This is a genomic window from Tessaracoccus antarcticus, assembly GCF_003688855.1.
Taxonomy (GTDB): Bacteria; Actinomycetota; Actinomycetes; order Propionibacteriales; family Propionibacteriaceae; genus Arachnia; species Arachnia antarctica.
This window is the reverse complement of the sequence record NZ_REFW01000001.1, coordinates 792,115-805,964: the sequence shown is the minus strand read 5'-3', so window position 1 is coordinate 805,964 and position 13,850 is coordinate 792,115. Positions and strand designations below refer to the sequence as shown.

Annotated in this window: 14 protein-coding genes; 3 read left to right on the top strand and 11 right to left on the bottom strand. The window is 67.3% G+C overall.

Annotated features, from left to right (window positions below):
• Window positions 1–39: 39 nt before the first annotated feature.
• Window positions 40–348 carry a winged helix-turn-helix domain-containing protein gene (locus EAX62_RS03415; RefSeq protein WP_121900237.1) on the bottom strand — a complete coding sequence of 103 codons (309 nt, stop codon included), beginning with the start codon at window positions 346–348 and terminating at the stop codon, window positions 40–42.
• A complete protein-coding gene (locus EAX62_RS03410) occupies window positions 345–767 on the bottom strand; it encodes a hypothetical protein (protein WP_121900236.1) in 423 nt (140 codons plus the stop codon). The genes EAX62_RS03415 and EAX62_RS03410 overlap by 4 nt, the downstream gene beginning before the upstream one ends.
• A 186-nt stretch (window positions 768–953) precedes the next feature.
• Between EAX62_RS03410 and EAX62_RS03405 the strand changes: the two genes are divergently transcribed.
• On the top strand, window positions 954–2,207 hold the full coding sequence (locus EAX62_RS03405; RefSeq protein WP_121900235.1) for an MFS transporter: 1,254 nt from the start codon (window positions 954–956) through the stop codon (window positions 2,205–2,207).
• A gap of 86 nt (window positions 2,208–2,293) precedes the next feature.
• Here the strand turns inward: EAX62_RS03405 and EAX62_RS03400 are convergent, their stop codons facing one another.
• The 5 genes from EAX62_RS03400 to EAX62_RS03380 all read right to left on the bottom strand — a co-directional run bounded on the left by EAX62_RS03400 (window position 2,294) and on the right by EAX62_RS03380 (window position 7,021).
• Complete coding sequence (locus tag EAX62_RS03400; RefSeq protein WP_121900234.1) at window positions 2,294–3,298, bottom strand: ArsA family ATPase; 1,005 nt, start codon at window positions 3,296–3,298, stop codon at window positions 2,294–2,296.
• Complete coding sequence (locus EAX62_RS03395; RefSeq protein ID WP_121900233.1) at window positions 3,289–3,558, bottom strand: cory-CC-star protein; 270 nt, start codon at window positions 3,556–3,558, stop codon at window positions 3,289–3,291. The genes EAX62_RS03400 and EAX62_RS03395 overlap by 10 nt, the downstream gene beginning before the upstream one ends.
• Window positions 3,555–5,264, bottom strand: coding sequence for a carbon starvation CstA family protein (locus tag EAX62_RS03390; protein ID WP_121900984.1), 1,710 nt, complete (start codon window positions 5,262–5,264; stop codon window positions 3,555–3,557). Before EAX62_RS03390 ends, EAX62_RS03395 begins: the two co-directional genes overlap by 4 nt.
• Before the next feature lie 159 nt (window positions 5,265–5,423).
• Window positions 5,424–6,116, bottom strand: coding sequence for a LuxR C-terminal-related transcriptional regulator (locus EAX62_RS03385; RefSeq protein WP_121900232.1), 693 nt, complete (start codon window positions 6,114–6,116; stop codon window positions 5,424–5,426).
• Window positions 6,113–7,021 (bottom strand): sensor histidine kinase, encoded by a 909-nt coding sequence (locus EAX62_RS03380; protein ID WP_121900983.1) that lies wholly within the window; start codon window positions 7,019–7,021, stop codon window positions 6,113–6,115. The genes EAX62_RS03385 and EAX62_RS03380 overlap by 4 nt, the downstream gene beginning before the upstream one ends.
• A gap of 134 nt (window positions 7,022–7,155) precedes the next feature.
• Between EAX62_RS03380 and EAX62_RS03375 the strand changes: the two genes are divergently transcribed.
• Together EAX62_RS03375 and EAX62_RS03370 are read left to right on the top strand one after the other, a co-directional pair.
• Window positions 7,156–7,860: an ABC transporter ATP-binding protein gene (locus EAX62_RS03375; protein WP_121900231.1), complete on the top strand. Its 705-nt coding sequence runs from the start codon at window positions 7,156–7,158 to the stop codon at window positions 7,858–7,860.
• Window positions 7,857–9,227 (top strand): FtsX-like permease family protein, encoded by a 1,371-nt coding sequence (locus tag EAX62_RS03370; protein WP_121900230.1) that lies wholly within the window; start codon window positions 7,857–7,859, stop codon window positions 9,225–9,227. The genes EAX62_RS03375 and EAX62_RS03370 overlap by 4 nt, the downstream gene beginning before the upstream one ends.
• A 45-nt stretch (window positions 9,228–9,272) precedes the next feature.
• On the opposite strand, the gene EAX62_RS03365 is transcribed toward EAX62_RS03370, so the two are convergent.
• Genes EAX62_RS03365 through EAX62_RS03350 form a run of 4 tightly spaced genes read right to left on the bottom strand, consistent with a single transcriptional unit; the run spans window position 9,273 to window position 13,847 of the window.
• Window positions 9,273–10,175 carry a phosphodiesterase gene (locus EAX62_RS03365; protein ID WP_121900229.1) on the bottom strand — a complete coding sequence of 301 codons (903 nt, stop codon included), beginning with the start codon at window positions 10,173–10,175 and terminating at the stop codon, window positions 9,273–9,275.
• Window positions 10,175–11,233, bottom strand: coding sequence for a LacI family DNA-binding transcriptional regulator (locus EAX62_RS03360; protein ID WP_121900228.1), 1,059 nt, complete (start codon window positions 11,231–11,233; stop codon window positions 10,175–10,177). The genes EAX62_RS03365 and EAX62_RS03360 overlap by 1 nt, the downstream gene beginning before the upstream one ends.
• Complete coding sequence (locus EAX62_RS03355; protein ID WP_121900227.1) at window positions 11,230–12,102, bottom strand: glycerophosphodiester phosphodiesterase family protein; 873 nt, start codon at window positions 12,100–12,102, stop codon at window positions 11,230–11,232. The genes EAX62_RS03360 and EAX62_RS03355 overlap by 4 nt, the downstream gene beginning before the upstream one ends.
• The gene (locus EAX62_RS03350; RefSeq protein ID WP_199711092.1) at window positions 12,102–13,847 is read right to left on the bottom strand and encodes an ABC transporter permease; all 1,746 of its coding nucleotides are present in this window, start codon (window positions 13,845–13,847) and stop codon (window positions 12,102–12,104) included. Before EAX62_RS03350 ends, EAX62_RS03355 begins: the two co-directional genes overlap by 1 nt.
• Between the last annotated feature and the right edge of the window lie 3 nt (window positions 13,848–13,850).

Here is a 13,850-nt window from a genome sequence, read left to right as displayed (position 1 = left end):
CTCGGCACGCCCGGCAGTGAAGCCAAGGCAGCAGGGCTCTCAGGAGTTGGCGATCTCGCGGAGCGCCTCGAGATGCTTCTCGAAGGCAGCGCGTCCGCTGGGTGTGAGCGAGAGCCACGTCCTCGGACGTTTGCCGACGTAGCCCTTCTTGACCTTGACGTATCCGGCCGCCTCCAGGGTGCTGACCTGTTTGGAGAGCACAGAGTCGGACACTTCAATGGTGTCCCTGACGAAGCTGAACTCAGCGTTGTCCGCTCCGCCGAGGGTGGCGATGATACTGAACCGGATCGGCGCATGGAGCAGATCATCCAGTCGATGCCGGGGGTGGGACTCCGATGGGGTTGTCATCCTCGCCACATCTTCACGGCGGACACCAGGGCGGGCACCGCCACCGCCACGCAGAAGGGCGCAAAGATGGCCCAGCCGGGGAAGGCGAACGATTCCCACAGGATTCCGACGACGTACAGCGTCATGGTGAGACCAAAGCCCCACTGATACCTTCGGCGCCAGCGTCGATCAGAGATGCGGAACTTGCTGGCCTGCCACCACATCAACAAGGCGAGCGCCACGGCATAGACGCCCATGCTGACGCCGAGGCCGACAGGACTTCCACGCCAGACAGTGGCCGCCGCCAGTGTCGCTGCCACCAGGATGCCGATGCCGCCGGTGACTCCAGCGCCAACCACGGCATCGCTGCGGGAAAGCTCCGCACGATCAGAAGCTTCGGCCAGTTGTTGGCGAGCTTCCTCAGGACTGAGTGCATTCATTGTTTCCTCCGTTGCTAGGTTTCACACGATACGCAAGTACTTTCCATAACGTCAAGTACTTTCTTCACAATGCCCGGGGCTGGGGTGTCGCCCGCACCGCTCCGACGGACATTGGCGCCATGCAGGCGCCATCGTGGGAGCATGACGTGCGCGACCTTCAGAGTTTTCTGGGCGAAGAGGAGAGTGATGACCCCACGTCACGGACGCAGCATCGGTGTGCTGATCGTCAGCAACCTGCTCGGCGGGGTCGGGGTGGCATCCGGCTTCGCCGTCGGCGGTCTGCTCGCGCAAAGCCTGGGCGGGACCTCCATGGCCGGTTTCGCGCAGGCGTGCAGCACGCTGGGTGCCGCCGTGGCCGCGGTGCCGCTGGCCAACCTCGCGGGGCGTCGAGGCCGGCGGGTCTCCCTCAGCCGCGGGTACGCCGTCGCATGCCTCGGTGCCGTGGTGATCATCACCGCCGCAGTCAGCAGCCAGATCATCCTGATGTTGCTGGGCATGAGCCTGTTCGGCGTCGCGCAGGCCGTCAACCTGCAGACCCGGTACGCGGGCGCCGAGAACGTCTCACCCGCTGCACGTGCGCGGGCCATGTCCATCGTTTTGTGGGCCACCACCATCGGCGCCGTCACCGGTCCCAACCTGGCAGGACCGGGCGACCGATTCGGCGCAGGGCTGAGTCTCCCGGCGTTCACGGGACCCTTCCTCTTCTCGGCGGTCGCCTTCGCCACGGCCGCCACCGTCCTGGCCGTGCTCTTCCGCCCCTCCCCAGCCCCGCCGACGGGTGCGAGCGCCGTCGAGGAGCCCGACGCGCTGCCATCGGTCGGAGCGGTGGCGGCGCTGCGATGGGCCACCGGCCACCCCGCAGCCCTCTTCGCCGTGGTCCTCATCGCCGTCGCCCACGCCGTGATGGTCATGGTGATGGTGATGACCCCCGTGCACATGGGCAACCACGGGGACACCCTCGAGTTGGTGGGAATCGTGATCAGCCTCCACGTCCTCGGGATGTACGCGCTGAGCCCGGTGTTCGGATGGGCAGTGGACAGGCTCGGTGCGATACCGGTGGCGATCGTGGGCATCGTCCTGCTGGCCGGGGCGGTCTGCACCGGGTTCGTGGCCGCATCCGCGGGGCCGGGGTTGACCATGATGGCCCTGGTCCTGCTGGGGCTGGGCTGGTCGGCATCGGTGATCTCGGGCTCCTCGCTGGTGTCGTCCCTCGCACCCGGCCACATCCGGGTGGCGCTGCAGGGAGCCACCGACGCAGGCATGAACTACGCCGGGGCAGCATCGGCGGCGCTGGCCGGACCGATCCTGGCCTTCGGGGAGTTCCAGGCCGTCAACGTCGCCGCGGCACTGATCCTGCTGCCTGCAGTGGTGTTCCTGCCCGCAGCTCTCCGCTCCGTCAGGTCGGCAGTCCCTGCGGCACACCAGCCGATCCCCGAGTGAGCAGCAGGCGGCGACGGGGACGGCTCAGGCCGCTTCCGGCGCAGCCCCTCGCCGACGTCGCCACGGCGAATCGACGGACCCTGCCGTCAGGGTCGCTGGTTGTCGGCCCGGAGGATCTCGGCTGCGAACTTCTCCAGTCCGCCCAGCCCCACGACGTCGCCGGACAGGAGCGGGAGCTCGATGAGCGGCACCTTCGGCAGTGCGTCGCGCACCGTGGCGAGGTGGACGTCCTCCTGGGTGCGACGCTCGGCCAGGAAGTGGCCCGCGTCCGCCGGGGAGCGCTTGTTCACCACCAGCCCACCGACGCGCACCCCGGCTCGGGTCAGCTGGCCGTGCAGCTCGATGGTCTCCAGGACGGGCAGCCGCTCGGCGGCGAGCACGATGACGAACGCGGTCCGGGTCTCGTCGGAGATGACCTCGCGAAGCCGCTCGAACCGCGTCCGTCGACGCAGCAACACACGGCGGATCTCATGGTCGCGCTCGGCCCGGGGGTCGCGGCGACGCGAGCCGCCCATGACCCCGCGTTCAGGTCCGTCGTCGAGTCCCCGTAGCGCCGCACCGAAACGTTCCGAGCGGTCCTGGCGGCGCAGCAGGCCCTCAGTCCACGCGGACATGGTCTCCGGGAGCGACATGAGCCGAGCGGTGTGCCCGGAGGGCGCAGTGTCGAACACGACGAGGTCGTGGTCCCCGAGTGTGGTCTCCAGCACGTCGGCGATCCGCTCGAGGATGGCGGCCTCGTGCGTGCCTGGTGCGTCGCGGGCAAGCTCGAGGTGCTTGGCCACCTCCCCGGACAGGTGCTCCGGCATGAGCCGACGCATGGTGTGGCCGACGGCGGCCAGGTGCTCGTCGGTGGTGCGGGCCGGGTCGATCTCCAGACCCGAGACCCCGGGCGCGAGCGACACCACCTTGTCCCCGACGCGCCTGCCCCACAGGTGACCGAGGTTGTGTGCCGGGTCGGTGGACACCACGAGCACGCGCTTGCCGGCGCGCGCCTGGTGCACCGCGAGGGCGGAGGCAACAGAGGTCTTGCCGACACCACCCTTGCCGCCGATGAACAGCACCTTCTTGGTTCCCGCCAGTTCTAGCAACATGACAGGTAGTCCAGGGGTGAATGTTCCATACCCATCCTCGTGTGCCAGTCGTGAAAACGGTCATACATGACAGGCAGCAACTCCACCGTGTAGTAACTCACCGGATTGGGCACGCCCAACGACTCGGCCAGCACGATCATCATGAACAGATCGTCCTCGTCGCGTTGAGCCCGGGCGAATGCCCGGCGGTACGGGGCGGCGTAGAACTCGCGCAGGCCCGCCGAGAAGCGGGCCCACGCGGTTCCTGGACGCTCCGTCATCGTGCGGCGGGCTCATCCTCGAGCTCGGTGACGCGGTCGTCCTCATCACTGGTGGGCGGTGCGGTGCGCGCCTTGTTCATGGCAATCACCGATTCCACGATCACCCAGAGCGCGGCGATGAGGATGATGATGTCCAGGGCGAGCAGCAGCCAGTTCTGGGTGGCGTAGAAGGCACCCAACTGGACAACTGCGGCGTAGACGGACATGAGCAGGACGAACACGAGGGGGATGAGCACCGGCACGACGTTGCGGCGCTTCTGCAGCAGGATCACCGCGATGATCGCGAGCGTCAGACCGGCCAGCAACTGGTTCGTGGTCCCGAACAGCGGCCAGATGACCATGCCTCCCGAACCGTCGGCGCCGGCACCGAACGCAAGTCCCATACCGACGATGAGCACCACGATCGTGGCCACGAACTTGCCCACCTTGATGCCCATGATCTCTGCGGCCTCCTGGACCACGAAACGCTGCAGCCGGATCCCGGTGTCCATGGTGGTGGCTGCGAACAGCACCGCCATCGTGGCGAGAATGGTGGCGCTCAGTGACACCGGAAGGCCGAGACCGGCATTGAGGATGGCACCGCCACCCTCGACGAATGCCCCGACGCCACCCTGGTTGAAGGCGGAGTAGACGTTCTCCCAGTCGGCCAGCGTCTTGAAGCCAGCCGTGGCCGCGATGATCGCGCCGAGGGCGAGCAGGCCCTCTCCAACAGCGCCGAAGTACCCGACGAAGCGTGCGTCGGACTCCTTGTTCAACTGCTTGGCGCTGGTACCTGAGGCCACCACACCGTGGAACCCGGAGATGGCACCACAGGCGATGGTGACGAACAGCAGGGGAAGCATGCTCGGGGTCCCATCCGGCACCGCCGTATTGATGGCGGGGGCAACGATGGTGGGGGACGCGATGAGCACCGAGATGTAGAGAATGCCCAGACCGACGAAGAGCTGGAGACCGTTGATGTAGTCGCGTGGCTGCAGCAACATCCACACCGGCAGCACCGAGGCGACACCCGCATAGACGAACAGCACGAGCACCCAGAACGAGGCTGCGGACAGACCCATGACGGTCTCGGGCAGCACCACCGGGAACTGGTCACCGAGGATGATCAGCGCATACAGCGCCACGACGCCGATGATGGAGACCCAGACCAACGGGAGCTTCCAGCGGTAGATGGCCTGGCCCACCACCAGCGCCACGAGGATCGCGCCCCACGTGGGAATGACTGCCGTGGGCGTCCCGACGAGCAACTTGGAGATGACCACGGCAAACGCGGCGTTGACCATCAGCAGCAACAGGAAGATCACCACGAGGAACAGGTTGCGTCCCCGGTTGCCGATGTAGCGGCCGGAGAGCGTGCCGATGGAGTGTCCCTTGTTGCGCACAGAGGCCCAGAGCGCCCCCATGTCGTGCATCCCGGCGAAGAAGACCGTACCGAGCGTCACCCACAGGAAAGCCGGCAGCCAGCCCCAGATGACGGCGACGGCGGGCCCGACGATGGGCGCCGCACCGGCCACCGAGGTGAAGTGGTGGCCCCACAGGACGTACATGTTCGTGGGGACGTAGTCGATGCCGTCCTTGCGCGTGTGCGCGGGGGTCGGGATGCTGCTGTCGAGCTTGAAAATGTGCTTGACAAGGAACTTTGAGTAGAACAAATAGCCGAGAACCATCATGGCAATGCCAATGAGGGCCAGAAGTGGTGAACTCACGGGGGCTCCGATCTTCATCAGTGACGATCTGGCGCGGTCACATCGCCGACGTTGGCGCGTACCCGAACGGGGACAGGGGGGACTGTCCGGCATACCGTAGCCGGTCGCACGCGGATGCGCCAGAGGACGCGCCAACACGCAGCAATCCAGGCGGACGCCTCAGGTGTTGGCGGCCGTCAGGTAGGCGAGTACGGCACGCACCCTCCGGTTGTCCTGCCCGGCAGGCAGCTCCAGCTTGGAGAAGACGTTGGCCACGTGCTTGGAGACGGCACTGGCCGAGAGGTAGAGCCGCTCGGCGATCTGCTGATTCGACAGGCCGTGGCTCATCAACTCCAGCACCTCATGTTCCCGTCCGCTGAGCCCATCCAGCGCCGATCGGCGACCCTGGATGAGCCGGGTGGCCACCTCCGGGTCCACCACAACACCCCCGGCGGCGATGATGGCCAGCGACCGCATGAAGTCCGCCACGCGGGAGACCCTGTCCTTCAGCAGGTACCCGAGACCCCCCACGTCGCCGGGCGTCGTCGCCAGCGCCCCACCTGCACGACCGCCGAACAGTTCCGCGGCGTACGCGGCGGCCACGTACTGGGACAGCACCAGGATGCCGATGCCCGGGTGCTGTCGTCGGATGTCGAGGGCGGCACCCAGCCCGTCGTCTCCCATGCCCGGCGGCATCCGGACATCAGTGATGACGACGTCGGGCTCGCGGTCATCGCGCTGGGCCCCCGCGAGGGCGGTGAGAAGTTCGGGGGCGCTGGCAGCCTGGGCCACCACGTCGTGGCCCTGACGCTCCAGCAGCCCGATGAGTCCCTCACGCAGCAGCGCCGAGTCGTCGGCGACGATCAGTTTCATGCGGTCCCCGTGTTCTCGTGGGCGGGTGTGAGGAGCAGCGGGATGCGCGCGGACAGCGTCGTGGGGCCACCGACGGGCGAGGCCAGTTGCATGGCGCCACCGAAAGCCGCCAACCGCTCGCGCATCCCCACGAGACCACCGCCGTCACGCAGCCAGGCGCCACCGGGGCCGTTGTCCATGACCGACACGTGCAGGTCACGGTCGGCACCCAGCAGCAGCGTCACACTGGCGCCGGGCGCGTGTTTGACGACGTTGGTGAGCGCCTCGGAGCAGAAGAACCACGCGACGGCAGCCACCTCCTCGGGCATGTCCGGCAGCAGGTGGGGACAGCGAACGGTCACGTCGACGCCGCTCCGCTCGGCCATGTCGGACACTGCCGCCGCCAGTCCCAGGTCGCTGAGCACCTGCGGATGGATGCCGGACACGGTGGCGCGCAGGGTGCGCAACGCCTCCTCGGCGTCACGGTGCGCACCCTCCAGGATGGGAACCAACTGCCCCGCCGATGGTGCGTTGGGGCCCTGCTCCACCAGGAGCGCGGCCTCCCCGAGCTTCATGGTGGCCGACACCAGGTACTGCTGGGCGCCGTCGTGCAGGTCGCGTTCGATACGTCGCCGCTCGATCTCGAAGGCGCCGACGATGACCCGCCGGGAGTCGCGCACCTCACGCAGTTCGCGGGCGTAGTCAACATCGGCAGGGACGTCTGCGGCCACCCACTTGCGTCGTTCGAGTCGCACCAGAAGCCACCCGAGGAGGGCGACGGCGCCCGCCGCGACGACGGCCGAAGCGGCCGGGCCGAAGGGCGAACCCAGCGCCAGAAGTACCCAGATGACCAGCGCGCCGAGCCCACCCACGACACACTGCACCCGCAACAGGGTGCGCCGGCGCCGATCGGGGTCCTGGGACATGTGATCACTGTAGGAGGGCGTCGGACCCAGTGGAGCGTCGCCGGTCCCCATGGAGGAAAAGGTGGAGCTGGCTCCACCCCCTCTGGGAAGCTGGGGCCATGGCCCCGCCCGCATCACCATGGTCGACTGGAGGCATGACCACCACTGATGCCCCCACCACCCTTGCTGCCCGAGGGATCTCGAAGTCCTACGGCGACGTCCGGGCGCTCGCCGACGTCAGCATCGACATTCCCCGCGGCCAGTCCGTCGCCATCATGGGGCCCTCCGGCTCCGGAAAGTCGACGCTGCTGCACTGCCTGTCGGGGATCCTTGTTCCCGACGCCGGTGTGGTGTCGCTCGGCGAGGATGCCGTGTCGGCTCTTCGCGACAAACAGCGTTCGCTGCTCCGCCGACGCCGCTTCGGCTTCGTGTTCCAGGACGGCCAACTTCTGCCGGAACTGCCAGCCAGGGAGAACGTGGCGCTTCCCCTCCTGCTCGGCGGGAAGTCACGCATGGAGGCGCTGGCGGCCGCCGACCAGTGGCTTGCACGCCTGGGGCTCGCAGGTATGGAGGCGCGGCGGCCGGGTGAACTGTCCGGTGGGCAGGCCCAGCGTGTGGCCATCGCCCGCGCCCTGGTGCATGGCCCCGACGTGGTGTTTGCCGACGAACCAACGGGCGCGCTCGACCAGGCCACCGGACATGAGGTGATGCAGGTGCTGACCACCACCACCGCGATGGCCGGCTCCACGCTCGTCCTCGTCACCCACGACGACGAGGTCGCCGGCTGGTGCCAGCGACTCGTCGAGATCCGCGACGCCATGATCCACGCCGACCAGCCGATCACCGGGGGAACCCGATGAGCGTCGCCGTGAACCTCGCCCCCCGGCTCGCCATCGCACGCATCCGCGCCACACGCGGCGCCGGAGTCCTGGACGCCATGGCCGTCCTCGCCTTCACCATCTCCTCCTGGCTCGCGTTGACCGTGGCCGGCGGCACGTGGATGTTCTACCGGCGGTGGAGCGTCGACGGCGCCCTGTCCGACGCCCAGTGGGCCGACGTGGCGCCCGCCTACGTCGGCCTGGCCGGGTTCGCCTGCGCACTGCTCGTGGTCCCGATCCTCGGCCTCGGCGGAGGTGCGGCCCGGCTCGGAGCCCGTGGACGTGCCCGTCGACTCGCCTCACTCCGCCTCATCGGCATGACCAGTGGGGAGGTGGTGCGGATGTCGGTCATCGAGACCATCGTCCAGGCGGTTGCCGGTGTGGTCCTCGGCTCGGTGGTGTTCGCCGCCAGCCTTCCCGCCTGGCAACTCGTGGCCTTCCAGCAGCAGCACATCAGGGCAGGCGAGATGCTGCTCCCGTGGTGGCTGTGGCTGGCCGTGGTCGGCGCCCTCCTTCTTCTGTCGGTGGCGTCCACCGTGGTCGGGCTGCAGCGCGTCTCCATTTCGCCGCTGGGTGTGGCACGCGACCAGTCCCCCAGCAAGCTCAAGGCGTGGCGGCTCGCAGCGGTCGTGGTGCTGGTGGCCGGCTTCCTGATCTACTCCCGCTTCTCCAGCGTGGCCTCGCTGGTGGGTCTCGTCACCACCGTCGGATTCCTTGCCGTTGTCATAGGTTCCATCAACCTGGTGGGCCCGTGGCTGCTGCAACTCGTGTCACGGCCCCGCACACGTACCGCCAGCGTGCCGCGCCTCCTGGCCGCACGTCGCATCCTCGATGACCCCCGCGGAGCCTGGCGCAACGTCTCGTCCCTTGCGCTGCTCGGCTTCGTGGCCGGCTTCGTCGTCACGATGCCCGTCACCACCACGGGCGCACCCTCCGACGTGTACTCGGTCTCCTTCGTCCGTGACGTCCAGACCGGCGTGGCCATCACCCTGGGGGTGGGCCTGGTGCTGGCCGCCATGGCAACCCTCATGGCGCAGGCGTCACAGGTGTTCGACCGGGCGCAGGAGTCCGTGGCGCTGGAGCGCATGGGTGTGCCGTCCGCGGTTCACGCCCGCGTCCGGCGCAGCCTCGTGCTGGTCCCCCTCGCAGTGGCGCTCGGCACGTCGGTTCCGCTCGGCTTACTGCTGTCCACCGTGGTTGCCACGGAGATGGACAGCTTCCCCGTGGTCGGTGTGGTCATGCTGGCCGTCACCATCGCGCTCGGTTTCCTCCTCTCGCTGGGTGCCGCGGAGGCCTGTCGCCCGCTCCAGGCGGGCGTGCTGAGTCAGCAGCAGCGCCGCAACGACTGAGGGTGGGGGCGGACCGGATCCGGTCCAGAAGAAGCCGGGCCGACGTCAGCTTCCGCCCCGCTCACCCGGCTCGGGGATGTAGTGGCCCGCCTGGGCCAGGAGTACGGCCGTCTCCTCTGCGTCCACGTGGCGCCCCACCGTTGGGTATGTCCCGATCGGTACCACCGAGTGCATCACCGTGTCCTCGTAGACGTGCACAAGGTTGAACCCCTGTGCTCCGTCGCGGCCACGGGTTCCACGCTCGGGTGTCAGGAGGTCCTGGGTGTAACAGGTGGAGGCGGCCACGGACACCGGAATGCCCGCGAACGTTGCGGCCGTGGAGTAGTGCAGGTGACCACCGATGATCGCTCGGACATCGGAACCGCGCAGGACATCCGCCAGCGCAGCCTGATCGCGCAACTCCACAGTGACGGCAAGGTCCTGCACACACGGCACGGGCGGATGGTGCAGGGCCAGGATGCTTCCCTCCGGCGCCGGCACCGCCAGCACACCGCGGAGCCACTCCAACTGGGCGGGCTCGATCTCGCCGTGGTGCCAGCCCGGAACGCTGGTGTCGAGGACGACGATGCGCAGCCCGTCGAGCAGGACCACGTGGTCGTAGGGCTCCATGGAGCTTGGCACCCCCAGCAGTGCAGTGCGCATCCGCGTGCGGTCATCGTGGTTCCCGACCGCCCAGATGACCTGCGCACCCAAGCGCGCAGCCACCGGTTCGACGACGTCGCGCAGGCTTCTGTAGGCATCAGCATCACCGCGGTCAGCAAGGTCGCCGGTGAAAATGATGGCCGACGGATGGACGCTGGCGGCCTCCAACCCGTCCAGCAGCTCGGCGAGATGCCCGCGGGCGTCCACGACGTCACCCAGGAGCCGCCCGGGTGCGACGAAATGGGTGTCCGAGATGTGCACGAGGAAGTGGCGCGGACGTGGATGCTCGGAAGCACGAAGTACCATCACGATGCCTTTCGGGGGGACGGCGGGCCGACGGTGCGCCCTCGAACGAGGGCCCCGCGCAGCCGTTCAGCGACGACGCCGGGGGTGGGTTCCTGGCTGAGCAGATCCGACATCCTGGCCACCGTCCGCACTGCCAACTCCTCGACGGGGATGCGGTAGGTGGTCAGTCCGAGCAGGTCCGCGCCCGGCAGCACCCCGTCGCAGCCGGACACCGAGACGTCGGCGGGTGCCGTGAGACCCACCGCTGCGAGCGCGCGCAGCACCTGGAGTTGGCGCAGGTCACTGGGACACATGATGGCCCCGACGCGGCCGTCACGTGCCAGCGCCACCGCTGCCCCGACACCGTCATGCGCATCGTCGCCCAGGGGCACGGAGATGACTTCCACCCCGCGGCCCACCAGCGTGGCCGCCATGGTGGTGCTGCGCACGTACTCCGGAAAGGACACGTCCTCGGCAGTGGCAAGAACCGCCACCTCGCGGTGTCCCGCGTCGGCCACGCAATGCGCCAGCGAGCGGCCGGCATGGACCTCGTCGTAGGAGACGGCGTGGATGAGACTCGTCGTCTCCGGACGCCCCGCCCGGATGATGGGGATCTGGGAGTGGAACGGCTCGAGTTGATGGCTGGTCACGCCACCGGTGGCGACGATGAGCCCCGCCACCCGCAGACCCATGAGCCGGTGCAGCCCGGCCACCTGGCGGCGGCCCTGGTCGTCGGCATTGATGGTCATCGTGACCAGGGTGAGATCGGCGGCGTGTGCGGCCTCCTGCAGCCGGGTGAAGAGCAGCCCGTAGGCCGGATTGGAGGCGTCCCTCAGGAGCAGCCCGACCGTGGAGGTGCCGCGTGAGGCGAGTTCCGAGGCGAGGACGTTCGGCACGTACCCGAGATGCTCGGCCGCAGCAAAGACTCGACGTCGGGTTTCCTCGGAGACCTTCTTCTGCCCGAGCATGACCCGGGAAACGGACGTGCGCGAGACGCCGGCCGCCGCTGCGACGTCCTCCATGGTGGAGCTGACGTGCACATGGGGCGTCCTCGGCTCACGGACGCCGTCGTCACTCATGCGGGCACGCCCACATCTCGCAGGGAATTGCGGTAGTCACGCAGAAGCCAGGGCCAGTCCGTCTGGATTGCATCGACCCCCAGATCGAACAGCGGCCCCCAGCCCTCCGCCGGTGAGTGCAGCACGGCGCGCTCGTCGTCATGTCCGGCGAACAGGTCTGTGGCGGTCGCGAGGACCTCCGCGTTGACCATGATGAGGGCATCGCGAGCCCGCAGGCGGGAAAGCACCGCCGGATCGAGGAATGGGCTTTCCGGGGTGGCAGCGAGCAATTCGACCCCCACCGTGTTCAGTTCCGGATCCTCGAGGTGGCGGTGGGCCTGCTCCTCCGTTGAGCAGATGGCAATGAACGGGTACTTCACAGGGTGGGCACGCAGAACATTGATGCGCTCCACGTGGGAGGCGGAACATTTGAGGAGCAACTGGTTGCTCATCCGAAGCGTGTCGAGTGCCGGCAGAAGACGTTCCCACCAGCGCCAGGAGCGGTCCACATTGACGAGTGTGCCGGCCGGGACACCGTCGAGGAGTTCCACCAGGCCGACGATGTGCGCGGGACGCCCGGGCCTGTCGTTGTGGATGTAGCGACGTTCCCGGATTTCCGCAGCCGTACAGAGACGAAGATTGGTGGCCTCGCCCAACAACCGGGCCTCCTCGCCGTCATGAAAGGCGAAGAATTCGCCGTCGCGTGAGGCCACGGCGTCGATCTCGATGACATCCCCACCCGAGGCCAGGGCCGCACGCACGGCCTCCGGTGTGTTCTCCACGACGGAGCCCGCGGAGGTACCGCGGTGCACGACGATGAGCGTGCCGACCTTGTGCGCGCGTTCGCTGAGCAGCGCGTTGGTGTCAGCGAACCGTGCCTGTCCGAACATCAGCTTGTTGCTTCGTCTGCCGGGAGGGAGACGGGCACCGGGACCCGAAGCCGTGCCCGGCGCTTCCCCGTAGCGGTGGCACGGCCATAGACGAGGTACATCGTCAGCCCGGTGATCACCATGAGGAGCACTGTGTAGACGAACGTGTTCGCCCGCGCGTCCAGGCTCGCTGCGCCATCAGTGTTGGCCTTGATCACCAGCCCCAGTGGCTGGAAGAGCGGATGCGCAAGAAATACGGCGGTGTCGTAGTCGTCGAGCAGGGAGTTGAAGTTCAGGGCGAGTACAGCGGCCGCAACCGGCAGCACCGCCGGGAACAGGATGCGGCGAAACGTGTAGAGCGAACTGGCCCCCATCAGTGTTGCTGCCTCTTCGAGCGAGGCGTTGACCGACGCAAAGGACGCCTTCAGAAGCCGCAGCGTGAATGGAATTTTCACCACGACGAACGCGATGAGCAGGATCACCGTTGTGCCGGTGAGGACGAACGTCCCGACGAGAGGGTTGGGATGGTCGTAGCTCATGATGAGCCCCAGTGCGATCATCGCGGCGGGAAGAATCCAGGGGATGTGCAGGAGGTACTCGAAGACGGTCGTGAGCCAGTTTCGATATTTGCTGAGGATGCGCGTGACGAAGAGCAGCCCGCCCACCACGATGACCGCCGCAGCGGCGGAGTAGACGACGGAGACCAGGAACGGCCGCAAGGATGCGCCATGTCCCAGCACCCTGCCGTAGTTGGCCAATGACATCTTGTCGATGCTGAACGTTCCGGACTGGATGGTCCTGGAGTCCACGAACGAATAGAGAATGATCAGAACCACCGGCACCAGGTAGATCACGAACAACACATAGGCCACACCGTGCACAACGGCGTTGGCCAGCGGATTGGTGATCTTCTGCCGTGCCAGGGAGGTCGACACGCGGGAGAGCGAAAAGTATGTTCCCCCCTTCTCGAGCTTCCCCATGATTGCCAGCATGAGGATGGTTGCCACTCCCAGAACAACGGCCAGCAGCGCCGCGAGATCGCGAGAGGTTGGCGACCCGGCAAACGTGAGGATCATGGGAGTGATGGTCTGGAAATCGCGACCGCCGAGCACCTGGGGAGCCGACAGCGCTCCGAGCCCTGTGAGGAAGGACAGGATCGTGGTGGCGAACAGCATGGGGCGCAGCATCGGAAGGACCACGCGGAACAGGATCGTGAAGGTACCGGCACCCATGTTCTGGGCCGCCTCGATCGTCTGATGGTCGACCTTCGCAAGGGATGAGGACAAGAACAACATGTGGTTGGTCGTTGTTGCGAACGTCATGACCGTCAGCACAGCGAAGTACCCGGTGAACCAGTTGGGGTCCAGGCCCGGAAATACTCCCAGGAGTGCGCCGGTGACGATGCCGCTTTCGCCGTACACAAACTTGTAACCGGCCGCCAGCACGATACCGCCGTAGATGAAGGTGGTCGCATATCCGAACCAGAGGATGCGAGCACCCCGGATGTCAAAGTACTTCGTCACCAACACGATGAAGACGCCCACGATGTTGGTGGTGATCGCGAGGGTGACGGCCAACAGAAAGCTGTTGAACAGCGACTTCATGGCCCTGTCGGACGACGTCAGCTTCTCCACGGCTCGTCCGGAGAACTTCCCGCCGGGGAAGAACGTCTCGATGAGCAGGTTGGCGTTGGGCCACACGAGGAAGGCCGCGACGAACCATGTGAGGATCACACCGACGACGAGGACGAATGGGGATCGCACCATTGT

Excerpts from the sequence above, each read along its gene's own strand:
- EAX62_RS03415 (WP_121900237.1), bottom strand. The coding sequence starts at position 348 with ATGACAACCCCATCGGAGTCCCACCCCCGGCATCGACTGGATGATCTG.
- EAX62_RS03410 (WP_121900236.1), bottom strand. The coding sequence starts at position 767 with ATGAATGCACTCAGTCCTGAGGAAGCTCGCCAACAACTGGCCGAAGCT.
- EAX62_RS03405 (WP_121900235.1), top strand. The coding sequence starts at position 954 with ATGACCCCACGTCACGGACGCAGCATCGGTGTGCTGATCGTCAGCAAC.
- EAX62_RS03400 (WP_121900234.1), bottom strand. The coding sequence starts at position 3,298 with ATGTTGCTAGAACTGGCGGGAACCAAGAAGGTGCTGTTCATCGGCGGC.
- EAX62_RS03395 (WP_121900233.1), bottom strand. The coding sequence starts at position 3,558 with ATGACGGAGCGTCCAGGAACCGCGTGGGCCCGCTTCTCGGCGGGCCTG.
- EAX62_RS03385 (WP_121900232.1), bottom strand. The coding sequence starts at position 6,116 with ATGAAACTGATCGTCGCCGACGACTCGGCGCTGCTGCGTGAGGGACTC.
- EAX62_RS03380 (WP_121900983.1), bottom strand. The coding sequence starts at position 7,021 with ATGTCCCAGGACCCCGATCGGCGCCGGCGCACCCTGTTGCGGGTGCAG.
- EAX62_RS03375 (WP_121900231.1), top strand. The coding sequence starts at position 7,156 with ATGACCACCACTGATGCCCCCACCACCCTTGCTGCCCGAGGGATCTCG.
- EAX62_RS03370 (WP_121900230.1), top strand. The coding sequence starts at position 7,857 with ATGAGCGTCGCCGTGAACCTCGCCCCCCGGCTCGCCATCGCACGCATC.
- EAX62_RS03365 (WP_121900229.1), bottom strand. The coding sequence starts at position 10,175 with ATGGTACTTCGTGCTTCCGAGCATCCACGTCCGCGCCACTTCCTCGTG.
- EAX62_RS03360 (WP_121900228.1), bottom strand. The coding sequence starts at position 11,233 with ATGAGTGACGACGGCGTCCGTGAGCCGAGGACGCCCCATGTGCACGTC.
- EAX62_RS03355 (WP_121900227.1), bottom strand. The coding sequence starts at position 12,102 with ATGTTCGGACAGGCACGGTTCGCTGACACCAACGCGCTGCTCAGCGAA.
- EAX62_RS03350 (WP_199711092.1), bottom strand. The coding sequence starts at position 13,847 with ATGGTGCGATCCCCATTCGTCCTCGTCGTCGGTGTGATCCTCACATGG.